The sequence below is a fragment of the Kitasatospora sp. NPDC059408 genome (assembly GCF_042751525.1).
In the GTDB taxonomy this organism is placed as follows: Bacteria; Actinomycetota; Actinomycetes; order Streptomycetales; family Streptomycetaceae; genus Kitasatospora.
In genome coordinates this window covers 1-13,148 of record NZ_JBHYWI010000070.1, presented here as the reverse complement: position 1 = coordinate 13,148, position 13,148 = coordinate 1, and the positions used below count along the sequence as shown (strand labels likewise).

The window sequence follows — 13,148 nt, the reverse complement described above, 5'->3', positions numbered from 1 at the left end:
GAGCCGTGACGATGCCTCGTCAGCCGATCTGAGCGGAACTTGAGCATCACGAAACGGCCACACGGCGCTCGCAAGCTGTTCGTCCGGCCGCGATCGGGGCACGGTTGACGTGGACGGCGCCCGCGCGGTGCGTCCCGCGGGGCCCCGCCGCGCGGCCGAACCTGGCGTCCGGCGGCCCGCTGGCCCATACTGCGCAGGACCGGGACCGACCGAGCGGCCCCGGTGATCACCGCCCGGGGGAGTCCCCGGGGCCCCTGGAGACGTCGGGGAACGGGGAAGGAGGAGACATGCGACTACTGCTCGTCGAGGACGACGAACGCGTGGCCGCCGCGCTGGTCGCGGTGCTGGGACGGCACGGGTTCCAGGTCCGGCACGCCCGCAGCGGGCACGAGGCCCTGGACGCGCTGGTGCCGGACGGCAACGAGCCGTACCGGGTGGTGCTGCTCGACCTCGGGCTGCCCGACCGCGACGGCTTCGAGGTGTGCAGCCGGATCCGGGCCGGCAGCGGCGTCCCGGTGATCATGGTCACCGCCCGGGCCGACATCCGCTCCCGGATCCACGGCCTCAACCTCGGCGCCGACGACTACGTCACCAAGCCGTACGACATGGGCGAACTGCTCGCCCGCATCCACGCCGTCGCCCGCCGCGGCGCCGCGCCCTCCGCCGCCTCGCCGGCCGCGCCCGACGCCGTCCCGCAGCAGCGCGGTCCGCTGGAGTCCCGCGGCATACGGATCGACCGGGAGCGCCGCCGGGTCAGCGTGGACGGCCGCGACGTGCCGCTCACCCGCAAGGAGTTCGACCTGCTCGCGCTGCTCGCCCAGAGCCCCGGCGTGGTCTACCGCCGCGAGCAGATCTTCAGCGAGGTGTGGCGCAGCGGCTGGGAGGGCAACGGCCGCACGCTGGAGGTCCACATCGGCTCGCTGCGCAACAAGCTCGCGCTGCCCGGCCTGGTCGAGGCCGTGCGCGGCGTCGGCTACCGGCTGATCCCCGAGTGCCCGGCGGCCGCCCCGGACGCGCCCCCGGCCGGCGCGGAGCACTGACCGTACGTGCGCAATCGCCTGCTCGGCATCCTGCTCGCCCTGATGGTCTGCGTCCTGGCCGCCCTCGGGCTGCCGCTCGCGGCGGCGGTCGCGGCGGCCCAGCAGACCAAGGTGGTCGTCGACCGGCTCGACGACGCCGCCCGCTTCGCCCAGGACCTGCCCACCTCCGGCACCTCGGACGCGGCGCGCAAGGGCGACCCGGGGCCCGCCCCCGGCGACCTCAGCCGGCGCAACGCGATCGACGCCGAGGTCGCCCGCTACTACGACCTGTACGGCGTGCGCCTCGGCATCTTCCAGCGCGACGGCGTCCCGATCGCCGCCGCGCCGAAGAACTGGACGGTGCCCTCCGGCGGCTCCGGCGCCCAGGCCTTCCAGGAGGCGCTGGACGGGCGGCGCAGCCACAACCCGCCCCAGGTCTGGCCGTGGACCGGTGACCGCACGGTCATCGTCGCGGCCCCGGTGGTGCGCGACGGCGACGTCGTCGCCGTGGTGCTCAGCGAGTCGCCGACCGGGGCGCTGCGCACCCGGATCCTGCACAGCTGGCTGGTGATCGGGGCCGGCGAGGCCGCCGCGATGATCGTCGCCGTGCTGCTCGCCGTCCGGCTCACCGAGTGGGTGCTGCGCCCGGTGCGCACCCTGGACCGGGCCACCCACGACATCGCCACCGGCCGGATGAACGCCCGGGTCGCCCCCGGCGGCGGCCCGCCCGAACTGCAGCGGCTGGCGCACTCGTTCAACGAGATGGCCGACCACGTCGTGCTCGCCCTGGACCAGCAGAAGGCCTTCGTCGCGGACGCCTCCCACCAGCTGCGCAACCCGCTGGCCGCGCTGCTGCTGCGGGTCGAGGTGCTCGGCCTGGAACTGCCCGAGGGGCACGAGGAGGAGCTGGGCGTCGTCCGCGAGGAGGGCGCCCGGCTGGCCCGGGTGCTGGACGACCTGCTCGGCCTCGCCACCGCCGAGCACGCCCGCCCCGAACCCGAGCCGACCGACCTCGCCGCGCTCACCCTCGCCCGGGTCGACGCCTGGCGGACGGTGGCCGTGCAGCGCGGCATCGAGCTGCGCTGGGACGGCCCGGCGCTCGCGCTCGGCATGGCCGACCCGATCGGCTTCGGCTCGGCGTTGGACGCGGTCCTGGACAACGCGCTCAAGTTCTCCCCGGAGGGCAGCCGGGTGCGGCTGCGGGTCGCGGTGCGGCGCGACGAGGTCGCGGTGACGGTCAGCGACGCCGGGCCGGGCCTCACCGAGGAGGAGGTCTCCCGGGCGGGCGACCGGTTCTGGCGCAGCCCGCGGCACCAGAACGTGGACGGCTCCGGGCTCGGCCTGTCGATCGCCCGCACCCTGCTGCTGGCGGGCGGCGGTTCGCTCGGCTTCGCCCCGGTCAAGCCGACCGGGCTCGCGGTGACCCTGGCCGTGCCCCGCCCGGGGAAGCAGTAGTCGGGGAAGCAGTGGTCGCGGACGCGCCGGGTCAGGGCTTGACCGAGCGGTAGTAGCGCATCGCGCCCTCGTGGAGGGGGAGCGGGTCGGTGTACACGGCGGTGCGCAGGTCGACCAGCTGGGCGGCGTGGACCTGGGCGCCGATCTGGTCGCGGCTGTCGATCACCGCCTCGGTCATGCCCTGGACCAGGCCGGGGTCGACGTCATCCCGGGTGATCAGCAGGTTGGGCACCGCCACGGTGGCGACGGCGTCCTGCGGCTCGGCGTTCGGGTAGGTGCCCTTGGGCATGGTGGCCGCCCGGTAGGCGTCGGTGCCGCCGCCCTCGGCCTTGTGGAGCTGCTCGGACAGGTCGGCCAGCGGGACGATCCTGATCCGGACGTGGTCGGAGAGGTCGGTCAGCGCGCTGGTGGGCAGGCCGCCGGACCAGAAGAAGGCGTCCACCCTGCCCTCGCGCAGGTCGTCGGCGGCGTCGCCGACCCCGTCCGGCACGCCCTTGATGTCCCGGTCCGGGTCCAGGCCGGCGGCGGTCAGCAGCCGCCTGGTCACCAGGTTCACCCCGGACTGCGGCAGGCCCACGCCCACCCGCAGGCCCTTGAGGTCGGCGGTGCGCTGGACCGGCGAGGAGGCCGGGACGATCAGCTGGAGGTAGTCGTCGTAGAGCCGGGCGATCGCCCGCAGCCGGTCCTTGCCGGGCCCCTGGTAGTCGGCGACGGCGTCGGCCGTCGCTATGGCGAACTGGTCCCGGCCGTCGGCCACCCGCTTCAGGTTCTCGACCGAGCCGTCGGTGTTGTCCAGTGCCAGCCGCACCCCGGGCATCGACTTGGCGACGTGTGCCTGCAGCAGCTGCCCGTACCGGTCGTAGACCCCGCGCTGCACGCCCGTCGCGAAGTGCGTCTCCCCGCGCGGGTAGCCGGGCGAGCGGCCCGCCGAGAGCCACCACCCGCCGAGTCCCGCCAGCAGCAGGGCCAGTACCAGGACCGTCCGCCACAGCGGGCTTCGGGCGGCCGCGCGGAGCACGGCGCCCGGACGTGAGGGAACGGTGGGGGTCATGCAGGGATAGTGCCAGGCGCCCCGGCAGAACGGGAGGGGCCGCGGGGCCGCCGTCCGTGAAAAAGCCCTTCACGCGTGCCCGTACCCTGGTCTGGTGAGCGGTGAGAGCGGATTGAAGAGCTACAAGGTCGTCACGCACGGCTGTCAGATGAACGTCCACGACTCCGAGCGCCTGTCCGGGCTGCTGGAGGAGGCGGGCTACGTCAAGGCCGGGCCCGAGGGCGACCCGGACCTGGTGGTGTTCAACACCTGCGCGGTGCGCGAGAACGCCGACAACAAGCTGTACGGCAACCTCGGGCAGCTCGCGCCGGCCAAGGGCCGCAACCAGGGCATGCAGATCGCCGTCGGCGGCTGCCTGGCGCAGAAGGACCGCGACACCATCGTCCAGCGCGCCCCCTGGGTCGACGTGGTGTTCGGCACCCACAACATCGGCCACCTGCCGGCGCTCCTGGAGCGGGCCGCGGTCGAGAAGAAGGCCCAGGTCGAGATCCTGGAGTCGCTGGAGACCTTCCCCTCCACGCTGCCCACCCGCCGCGAGTCCGCCTACGCCGCCTGGGTCTCGATCTCGGTCGGCTGCAACAACACCTGCACCTTCTGCATCGTGCCCGCGCTGCGCGGCAAGGAGGAGGACCGCCGCCCCGGCGACGTCCTCGCCGAGATCGAGGCGCTGGTGGACGAGGGCGTCATCGAGGTGACCCTGCTCGGCCAGAACGTCAACGCCTACGGCTCCGACCTGGGCGACCGCGAGGCCTTCTCCAAGCTGCTGCGCGCCGCCGGCCAGGTCGAGGGCCTGGAGCGGATCCGCTTCACCTCCCCGCACCCGCGCGACTTCACCGACGACGTCATCGCCGCGATGGCCGAGACGCCGAACGTGATGCACCAGCTGCACATGCCGCTGCAGTCCGGCTCGGACCGCGTCCTCAAGGCGATGCGCCGCTCCTACCGGCAGGACCGTTTCCTCGGGATCATCCGCAAGGTCCGCGAGGCCATGCCGGACGCGGCCATCTCCACCGACATCATCGTGGGCTTCCCCGGCGAGACCGAGGAGGACTTCGAGGAGACGATGCACGTCGTCCGCGAGGCGCGCTTCACCAACGCGTTCACCTTCCAGTACTCCAAGCGCCCCGGCACCCCGGCCGCGGAGATGGCGGACCAGGTGCCGAAGGCCGTCGTGCAGGCCCGCTACGACCGGCTCATCGCGCTCCAGGAGGAGATCTCCTGGGACGAGAACAAGAAGCAGGTCGGCCGCACGCTGGAGATCCTGGTCGCCGAGGGCGAGGGCAAGAAGGACGGCAAGACCGACCGCCTCTCCGGACGCGCCCCCGACAACCGCCTCGTGCACTTCAACCCGAGGCTTCGAGGGTTGAACGACGAGCACAGCACGCGGCCCGCCGAGCCGGTGCGCCCGGGTGACGTGGTGACCGTCGAGATCACCTACGCCGCCCCGCACCACCTGCTGGCCGAGGGCCCGGCCCTCGCCGTGCGCCGCACCCGCGCGGGCGACGCGTGGGAGAAGCGCCAGGCCAAGCCCGCCGCCAAGCCGGCTGGCGTGATGCTCGGCCTGCCGAGCATCGGCGCCCCGGCGGCGCTGCCGCTCGCGGCCCCGGCGGGCGGCTGCTGCGGGGACTGACGCCCGCCCCGCCCGCCCCCGCGCAGGACGCTCCGGCGGCCCGGCAGGACCTTCGGGTCCCGCCGGGCCGCCGTGCTTCTCGGCTGGTGCCGTGGCCGGGCGTCGCAACACGGCGGACCTGTCCGGCCACGGCACTAGAGTGATCCACATGCTGGTAGCCGCCGCCGTGTGCCCCTGTCCGCCGCTGCTCGTCCCCGAGGTCGCCGCCGGGGCGGCGAGCGAACTGGACGCGCTGCGGGCCGCCTGCGACGAGGCACTGGCGGCGCTGGTCGCGGCCGGGCCGGAGCTGGTCGTGGTGGTCGGCGCCGGTCCCGGGGCCGAGGTGTGGACCGAGGGCGGGGCGGGCTCCTTCCGCCGCTACGGGGTGCCGCTGGTGGCCAAGCTGCCGGGCGGCCGGGTCGAGGGGCCGGAGCTCGCGCCCTCGCTGACCGTCGGGGCGTGGCTGCTGGAGCGCGCCGGGGTGACCCTGCCGACGCACGCCTGCGCCGTGCCCGAGGACGCCCCCGCCGACCGCATGCTCGGGCTGGGCCAGGGCCTGGCCGGGCTGGCCGACCGCGTCGCCCTGCTGGTGCTCGGCGGCGGCAGCGCCTGCCGCACGGTGAAGGCGCCCGGCTACCTGGACGAGCGCGCCGAGGGCTACGACGCGGCGCTGGCCGCCGCCCTGGGCTCGGCCGACCTCCCCGCCCTGGCCGCGCTGGACGCCGCCCTGGCCGCCGAACTGAAGGCCGACGGCCGGGCGCCCTGGCAGGTGCTGGCCGGCGCCGCCGAGGGCGCCGGCCTCACCGCGCGGCTCGGCTACCAGGACGCGCCGTACGGCGTCGGGTACTTCGTGGCGTCCTGGAGCTGATCACCGCCGCACCCGCGCTCAGGCGTGCGGCGCCCGGCCGTTGCCGCCGGTGCCCTCCTCGCCGGGCTCCGGCTTGTGGGCGAAGTCGTCGACCGCGCCCTTGGCCTTGCTGGCACCGTGCTCGATCTTGTCGCTGTACTTGCCCTTGGTCGCCTTGTCGATGGCGCCGCCGGCCTTGTCCACCATGCTGTCGATCTGGTCGTGGTGCTTGCCGGCGAGCTCGCTGGCGCGCTCCTTGAGCTCCTCGGCCTTGCCCTTGAGGTTGTCCATCAGGCCCATGGCGATCTCCTTCTCTCCCTGTTTCCTGCCCAACGTCCGGGAGGGGTAAAGCGTTCGCAAACCGGACCAGGGCCAGGAAACAGCCGGAAACAGTCATATCGTCGCGCAATCGGGGGCGGGAGGCAGCCCGGTGCCCGGTCCCGCGGCGGTTTTGCGAGACTGGAGCGGTGAGCAGCTCCCGCACCGTCCAGCCCCCCGTCGTGTCGATCGTCGGGGCGACCGCCGCCGGCAAGTCCGACCTCGCCGTGGCCGTCGCCCGCAGCCTCGGCGGCGAGATCATCAACACCGACTCGATGCAGCTCTACCGGGGCATGGACATCGGCACCGCCAAGCTCACGACGGACGAGCGGGGCGGGATCCCGCACCACCTGATGGACGTCTGGGACGTCACCGAGGCCGCCAGCGTCGCCGAGTACCAGCGGCTGGCCCGCGCCGAGATCGACCGGCTGCTCGCCGCCGGGCGGGCCGCGGTGCTGGTCGGCGGCTCCGGGCTGTACGTCCGGGCGGCGATCGACGAGATGGAGTTCCCCGGCACCGACCCGGCCGTCCGCGCCCGGCTGGAGGCGGAGCTCGCCGAGGCCGGCCCGTACGCGCTGCACCGGCGGCTGGCCGGGCTCGACCCGGCGGCGGCCGAGGCGATCCTGATCGGCAACGGGCGGCGGATCGTCCGCGCGCTGGAGGTCATCGAGATCACCGGGCAGCCGTTCACCGCCAACCTGCCGAGCAACACCGCCGTCTACGACGCCGTGCAGATCGGCGTCGCGGTGCCGCGCCCCGAGCTGGACGAGCGGATCGCCCTGCGCGTCGACCGGATGTGGGAGGCCGGGCTGCTCGACGAGGTGCGCGCGCTCGAACGGGCCGGGCTGCGGGAGGGCAGGACCGCCTCCCGGGCGCTCGGGTACCAGCAGGTGCTCGACCACTTCGCCGGCGATTGCACCGAGGACGAGGCGAAGGCCGAAACCGTGCGGGCCACCAGGCGCTTCGCCCGCCGCCAGGAGTCCTGGTTCCGCCGGGACGACCGGATCCACTGGCTCTCCCGCCCGGCCGGCACCGACCCGGTCGAGCTGCTGGAACGTTCCCTTGAGCTGATCGGGCGTCAGCGCGCATCGGCCGCGTAGGCGGGATCCGGCCACTTCGGCGGTGCAGCTGCGCGAGCACGTGGCCGTGCAGGACCAACCGGGGGTTACGGCCCGATCACGTGATGGCCACGGATCACCCGCCGACCCCGGAGAGGCCCGGAACGCACCTCTGGACATGCCATCATCGGTGTCATAAGGGTCGGCCCGGGCGGGCCGGCCGTACCGGCCGCGAGTCCGCTCGTGTCGAACTGTCAGGGGAGGCCGTGTGTCGACGGGTACCGGCCCCGAGTCAGGCCAGAGCGGGAGCGTCACCGCACCGGCCGACGAGTTCGACGAGTCGACGATGGGTGACCTCCCCGTGCTGACCGGCCTGGACGCGCCCACCTCCTACGCCGTCGCGCTGCCCACGCTGGACACCAGCGGCCCGGCCGGCGCGGTGCACGAGCGGGAGATCCGCCCGCGGCGCCGGCTGCGGTGGTGGCAGACGCTGCCGATCGCGCTGCTCGGCACCCTCGGCTCGCTGATGTTCAGCTTCCCGCTCGCCTTCGGCTCCGCCGGGGCGCGGGCGACCATGGTCGGGATGCTCGGCCTGCTGCTCACCGCGGCCTCGGTCGGCTGGGGTGCGATGGCCGCCCGGCACGCCGGGTACAAGTGGCCGGGCCTGCCGCGCCGGGGCTCCGGGAAGCGGGCCGGGTGGAAGGCGATCGTCGTCTACACCCTGATCGCGCTCGCCGCCTGCGCCCTCGCCGTCTGGCGGGTCGCCCACCTCCGCTAGGGCCGAGCACCAACCCGACGGGCTGCCCGCCCCGACCGGCTTCCCGCCCTCCTCAGTACCATCGGGAGGGTGAGCGCATCCTCTTCGCAGCCGGCCGGCATCCCCTTCCTCAAGGGGCACGGCACCCAGAACGACTTCGTCATCGTCCCCGACCCCGACGGCCGGCTGGCGATCGGCCCGCAGGCCGTCGCGGCGCTGTGCGACCGGCGGGCGGGCATCGGCGGCGACGGCCTGCTGCGCGTGGTGCGCTCCGCCGCCGAACCGGCCGCCGCGGACCTCGCCGACCGGGCCGAGTGGTTCATGGACTACCGCAACTCCGACGGCAGCATCGCCGAGATGTGCGGCAACGGCCTGCGGGTCTTCGCCCGCTACCTGGTCGAGGCCGGCCACGCCGAGCCCGGCGAGATCTCCGTGGCCACCCGGGCCGGGGTACTGACCGCGTGGGTCGCCGAGGACGCCGAGGACGGCACGGCCGGCGAGATCACCATCGACATGGGCCGCGCGAGGCTGCCCGGGCCGGACGGCATCGAGGTCGTCGTCGGCGAGCGGCGCTGGCCCGCGCTGAACGTCAACATGGGCAACCCGCACGCCGTCGCCTTCGTCGAGAGCCTCGACCACGCGGGCGACCTGCTGCGCCCGCCGCTCACCAGCCCCGAGGGCGCCTACCCCGAGGGCGTCAACGTCGAGTTCGTGGTGGGCCGCGGGCCGCGGCACGTCGCCATGCGGGTGCACGAGCGCGGCTCCGGCGAGACGCTGTCCTGCGGCACCGGCGCGTGCGCCGTCGCGGTGGCCTCGATCCGGCGCGACGGCCTCGACCCGGCGGTCACCGGCGAGGCGGCGACCTACGCGGTGGACCTGCCCGGCGGGCGGCTGACGATCACCGAGCACCCCGACGGCCTGGTGCAGATGACCGGCGCCGCGGTGATCGTGGCGGCCGGCGAGATCGACCCCCGGTGGTGGGCGGCACTGACCGGCTGAGGGCCCGGTTTGCCCATTTCGTACGGTGACGAATCCCCCCGATCGAGTGATACCGGTCGCAGAGGGGAAGCGAGGCATCGCGCAACGTGCTGTGCTCGGTAGCATGGATCACCGGGTCGGCGCCCCTCGTCGGGGCGGCCGCCGGTGACCGTCGCCGGAGGTGCCATGACCATCGAAGCCGGACAACCGCTCGGGCCGCCGACCAGCACGCGGCAGGCCGGGGTCCTGCGGCCCCTGGGCGGCCTCGGCCGGGCCGCGCTCGGCCGCGCCGGGCGGGCCGCCCTGCTGGCCACCGGCCGCCAGCCGGTGCCGGACGCGCTCGAACCGCTCGTCCGGGCCCACCGCGGGCACCATCCGCAGGCCGACCTCGGACTGCTCGCGCGCGCCTACCGGCTGGCCGAGGCCAGCCACCGCGGGCAGAAGCGCAAGAGCGGCGAGCCGTACATCACCCACCCGCTGGCCGTCACCATGATCCTGGCCCAACTCGGCGCCGGGACCACGACGTTGGTCGCCTCGCTGCTCCACGACACGGTGGAGGACACCGAGTTGACGCTGGATCAGGTCAGCGCCGGGTTCGGGCCCGAAGTCGCCTACCTGGTCGACGGGGTGACGAAACTGGAGAAGGTCGACTTCGGCGCCGCGGCCGAGGCCGAGACCTTCCGCAAGATGCTGGTCGCCACCGGGGACGACGTCCGGGTGATGGTGATCAAGCTCGCCGACCGGCTGCACAACATGCGCACCATCCGGCACATGAAGCCGGCCAGCCAGGTGCGGATCGCCAAGGTCACCCGGGACGTGCTGATCCCGCTGGCCGAGCGGCTCGGCATCCAGGTGCTCAAGGCGGAGCTGGAGGACATCGTCTTCGCCACCCTGCACCCCGAGGAGCACACCCGCACCCGCACCCTGATGGCCGGTCACGAGGGCGAGCCGGACACCCTGCTGGAGCCCTTCGCGCGGCTGCTGGCCCGGCAGCTGGCCGAGACCGGGGTCGCCGCCGAGGTCACCGTCCGGCCGCGGCACTGCGTCTCGCTGCACCGGGTGCTGCTCAAGCGGGCCGCCGCGCCCGGGGCGGACGGGCGGCCGCAGGGGCCGCAGCCGGCCGACTTCGGCCGGCTGCTGGTGGTCGTCGAGGAGAACGCCGACTGCTACGCCGTGCTCGGCGAGCTGCACACCTGCTGGACGCCGCTGCCCGGCGAGTTCAAGGACTTCGTCGCCGCCCCCAAGTTCAACCTGTACCAGTCGCTGCACACCGCGGTCGCGCTGGAGGGCGGCGCGGTGGTCGAGGTGCTGGTGCGCACGCGGCGGATGCACGAGGTGGCCGAGACCGGGGTGGTCGCCCTCGGCGACCCGGAGCCCGCCGCCGCCGTCCAGGACGCCGACGAGCTCGACCGCACCGACCCGGCCAGGCCCGGCTGGCTCAGCCGGCTGCTGGAGTGGCAGCAGGAGACGCCCGACCCGGACGCGTTCTGGTCGGCGCTCACCGCCGACCTGGCCGGCGACCGGGAGATCACGGTCGTGACGGAGTGCGGCGAAACGCTTCAGCTGCGGGCCGGCGCCACCTGCGTGGACGCCGCCTACCTGCTCGGCGAGGACACCGGGCACCGGTGCATCGGCGTGCGGGTCAACGGCCGGCTCACCGCGCTGTCCACCGTCCTCCAGGACGGCGACCTGCTCGCCGTGCTCACCGAGACCGTGCCCGCCGGGGCCGGGCCGCGCGCCGCCGAGCCCTCCGGGCCCGCGCCCGAGTGGCTCGCCCACGCCCGCACCCCGGCTGCCCGCCTCGCCATCGAGCGCTGGCTGGCCGACCACCCGGCCCGGCTGCCGGCGGTCCGCACCGGCCCCTCCGCCGGGCAGCCCGCCCCGCCCGCGCACCGCACCGCCGAGCGCCGGGCCGCCCCGGTCGCGGTGGCCGGGCGGCCGGGGGCGCCGGTACGGCTGGCCCGCTGCTGCACGCCGGTGCCGCCGGACGAGGTGACCGGCTACCCGATCCGCGGCGGTACCGTCGCCGTGCACCGCACCGGCTGTCCGGCGGGGGAGCGGATGCGGACCGCCGGACGCGGCACGCTGGAGGTCCGCTGGCGGGCCGACGGCACCCCGGCCGACGGCTACCGGGCCACCGTGCGGGCCGAGGCCCTGAACCGGCCCCGGCTGCTCGCCGACCTGACCGCGGCGATCTCCGCCGAGGACGTCGGCATCGTCTCGGCCGAGGTCGAGCCGCCCCAGGAGCTGCGGGTGCGGCACACCTACACCGTCGAGCTGCCCGCCCCGGCCGCCCTGCCCGGCCTGATGCGGGCCATGCTCCGGGTCTCCGGCGTGTACGACGTCAGCCGCCCGCACGCCCCCGAGGACGGCACGGCCGGAAGAAATGGGGGTGACCGGCCCGCGCCGGGCGTGGGAGCATCGAGGGGAATGCGCGGCAGGTCCACGGCGTTCACCGGGCAGAAGAGCTCCGGTACCGTCCACGGGCCGTCGCCGAAGCCACCCAGCGACCAAAGGACAGAATGACCTCCACGTTCGACACCCGCGACCACGCCGACGCCCCGCGCCGCCTCGACGGTCTGCGAGCGGAAGCCCTCATGGACGAGGACCTCGCGGCCATCGACGAGGACCTCGGCCGGCACTACGACGGAGACCAGTACGACCGCAGCGAGCGCGCCGCGCTGCGCCGCGTCGCCGGTCTCTCCACCGAGCTCCAGGACGTCACCGAGGTCGAGTACCGCCAGCTCCGCCTGGAGCGCGTGGTGCTCGTCGGTGTCTGGACGGACGGGACGCTGGAGGAGGCGGAGAACTCGATGGCCGAGCTCGCGGCCCTCGCCGAGACCGCCGGCTCCGAGGTCCTGGACGGTGTGATCCAGCGCCGTGACAAGCCCGACGCCGCGACCTACATCGGCTCCGGCAAGGCGAAGGAGCTGCGCGACATCGTCGCCTCCACCGGCGCCGACACCGTCGTCTGCGACGGTGAGCTCACCCCCGGCCAGCTGATCCAGCTGGAGGACGTGGTCAAGGTCAAGGTCGTCGACCGGACGGCCCTGATCCTCGACATCTTCGCCCAGCACGCCAAGTCCCGCGAGGGCAAGGCGCAGGTCTCGCTCGCGCAGATGCAGTACATGCTGCCGCGCCTGCGCGGCTGGGGCCAGTCGCTCTCCCGGCAGATGGGTGGTGGTGGCTCCGGCTCGTCCGGCGGCGGCATGGCCACCCGTGGCCCCGGTGAGACCAAGATCGAGACCGACCGGCGCCGGATCCGCGAGAAGATGGCGAAGCTCCGCAAGGAGATCGCCGACATGAAGAAGGGCCGCGACACCAAGCGCCAGGAGCGCAGGCGCAACCAGGTGCCGTCGGTGGCCATCGCCGGGTACACCAACGCCGGCAAGTCCTCCCTGCTCAACCGGCTCACCGGGGCGGGCGTCCTGGTGGAGAACTCGCTGTTCGCCACCCTGGACCCGACCGTGCGCCGGGCGCAGACGCCCAGCGGGCGGGTCTACACGCTGGCCGACACCGTCGGCTTCGTCCGGCACCTGCCGCACCACCTGGTCGAGGCGTTCCGCTCCACCATGGAGGAGGTCGCCGACGCGGACCTCATCCTGCACGTGGTGGACGGTTCGCACCCCGAGCCGGAGACGCAGCTGGCCGCCGTGCGCGAGGTCATCGTCTCGGTGGACGCGCAGAACGTCCCCGAGATCGTGGTGATCAACAAGGCGGACGCCGCCGACCCGCACGTGCTGCAGCGCCTGCTGCGCCGCGAGCCGCACGCCATCGTGGTGTCGGCCCGCAGCGGCGCGGGCATCGAGGAGCTGCTGAAGCTCATCGACGACGAGCTGCCGCGCCCGGCCGTCGAGGTGCGGGCCCTGGTGCCCTACACCCAGGGCGGTCTGGTCTCCCGGGTGCACGCGGAGGGCGAGCTGCTCTCCACCGAGCACACCGGCGAGGGCACGCTGCTGCACGCCAAGGTGCCGGTCGAGCTGGCCGCGGAGCTGGAGCGCTTCGCGGTGGCCCTGCGGGGCTGACCGGCCCCTCGTGACGTGCGAAGGCCCCCGG

11 protein-coding genes are annotated in these 13,148 nt (G+C 74.4%); 9 read left to right on the top strand and 2 right to left on the bottom strand.

The genetic code is table 11. The features are described from left to right. Window positions 1-287 precede the first annotated feature (287 nt). Complete coding sequence (locus ACFXDE_RS33650) at window positions 288-1,040, top strand: response regulator transcription factor (RefSeq protein ID WP_380445400.1); 753 nt, start codon at window positions 288-290, stop codon at window positions 1,038-1,040. Between the two features lie 6 nt (window positions 1,041-1,046). Next, on the top strand, window positions 1,047-2,474 hold the full coding sequence (locus tag ACFXDE_RS33645; protein WP_380445401.1) for a sensor histidine kinase: 1,428 nt from the start codon (window positions 1,047-1,049) through the stop codon (window positions 2,472-2,474). Window positions 2,475-2,505: 31 nt separating this feature from the next. On the opposite strand, the gene ACFXDE_RS33640 is transcribed toward ACFXDE_RS33645, so the two are convergent. Continuing rightward, window positions 2,506-3,525 (bottom strand): TAXI family TRAP transporter solute-binding subunit, encoded by a 1,020-nt coding sequence (locus ACFXDE_RS33640; protein ID WP_380445402.1) that lies wholly within the window; start codon window positions 3,523-3,525, stop codon window positions 2,506-2,508. Between the two features lie 94 nt (window positions 3,526-3,619). On the opposite strand from ACFXDE_RS33640, the gene miaB reads away from it, so the two are divergent. Continuing rightward, on the top strand, window positions 3,620-5,155 hold the full coding sequence (miaB, locus tag ACFXDE_RS33635) for a tRNA (N6-isopentenyl adenosine(37)-C2)-methylthiotransferase MiaB (protein ID WP_380498306.1): 1,536 nt from the start codon (window positions 3,620-3,622) through the stop codon (window positions 5,153-5,155). 148 nt (window positions 5,156-5,303) lie between these two features. Then, complete coding sequence (locus ACFXDE_RS33630) at window positions 5,304-6,002, top strand: hypothetical protein (protein ID WP_380448749.1); 699 nt, start codon at window positions 5,304-5,306, stop codon at window positions 6,000-6,002. 18 nt (window positions 6,003-6,020) lie between these two features. On the opposite strand, the gene ACFXDE_RS33625 is transcribed toward ACFXDE_RS33630, so the two are convergent. Beyond that, the gene (locus ACFXDE_RS33625) at window positions 6,021-6,281 is read right to left on the bottom strand and encodes an antitoxin (RefSeq protein ID WP_380448751.1); all 261 of its coding nucleotides are present in this window, start codon (window positions 6,279-6,281) and stop codon (window positions 6,021-6,023) included. Window positions 6,282-6,448: 167 nt separating this feature from the next. Here ACFXDE_RS33625 and miaA point away from each other — a divergent pair, with 167 nt between their 5' ends. From miaA to hflX, 5 genes are all read left to right on the top strand, one after another. Beyond that, on the top strand, window positions 6,449-7,399 hold the full coding sequence (gene miaA / locus ACFXDE_RS33620) for a tRNA (adenosine(37)-N6)-dimethylallyltransferase MiaA (RefSeq protein ID WP_380498305.1): 951 nt from the start codon (window positions 6,449-6,451) through the stop codon (window positions 7,397-7,399). 226 nt (window positions 7,400-7,625) lie between these two features. Continuing rightward, entirely contained in the window at window positions 7,626-8,135 is a 510-nt protein-coding gene (locus ACFXDE_RS33615; protein WP_359964880.1) for a hypothetical protein, read from the top strand. Between the two features lie 69 nt (window positions 8,136-8,204). Then, window positions 8,205-9,113 (top strand): diaminopimelate epimerase, encoded by a 909-nt coding sequence (dapF, locus tag ACFXDE_RS33610; protein WP_380498304.1) that lies wholly within the window; start codon window positions 8,205-8,207, stop codon window positions 9,111-9,113. 165 nt (window positions 9,114-9,278) lie between these two features. Further along, entirely contained in the window at window positions 9,279-11,618 is a 2,340-nt protein-coding gene (locus tag ACFXDE_RS33605; protein ID WP_380498303.1) for a RelA/SpoT family protein, read from the top strand. Further along, window positions 11,615-13,117 (top strand): GTPase HflX, encoded by a 1,503-nt coding sequence (gene hflX / locus ACFXDE_RS33600; RefSeq protein ID WP_380498302.1) that lies wholly within the window; start codon window positions 11,615-11,617, stop codon window positions 13,115-13,117. The genes ACFXDE_RS33605 and hflX overlap by 4 nt, the downstream gene beginning before the upstream one ends. Window positions 13,118-13,148: the final 31 nt, after the last annotated feature.

Excerpts from the sequence above, each read along its gene's own strand:
- ACFXDE_RS33650 (WP_380445400.1), top strand. The coding sequence starts at position 288 with ATGCGACTACTGCTCGTCGAGGACGACGAACGCGTGGCCGCCGCGCTG.
- ACFXDE_RS33640 (WP_380445402.1), bottom strand. The coding sequence starts at position 3,525 with ATGACCCCCACCGTTCCCTCACGTCCGGGCGCCGTGCTCCGCGCGGCC.
- ACFXDE_RS33630 (WP_380448749.1), top strand. The coding sequence starts at position 5,304 with ATGCTGGTAGCCGCCGCCGTGTGCCCCTGTCCGCCGCTGCTCGTCCCC.
- ACFXDE_RS33625 (WP_380448751.1), bottom strand. The coding sequence starts at position 6,281 with ATGGGCCTGATGGACAACCTCAAGGGCAAGGCCGAGGAGCTCAAGGAG.
- ACFXDE_RS33605 (WP_380498303.1), top strand. The coding sequence starts at position 9,279 with ATGACCATCGAAGCCGGACAACCGCTCGGGCCGCCGACCAGCACGCGG.
- hflX (WP_380498302.1), top strand. The coding sequence starts at position 11,615 with ATGACCTCCACGTTCGACACCCGCGACCACGCCGACGCCCCGCGCCGC.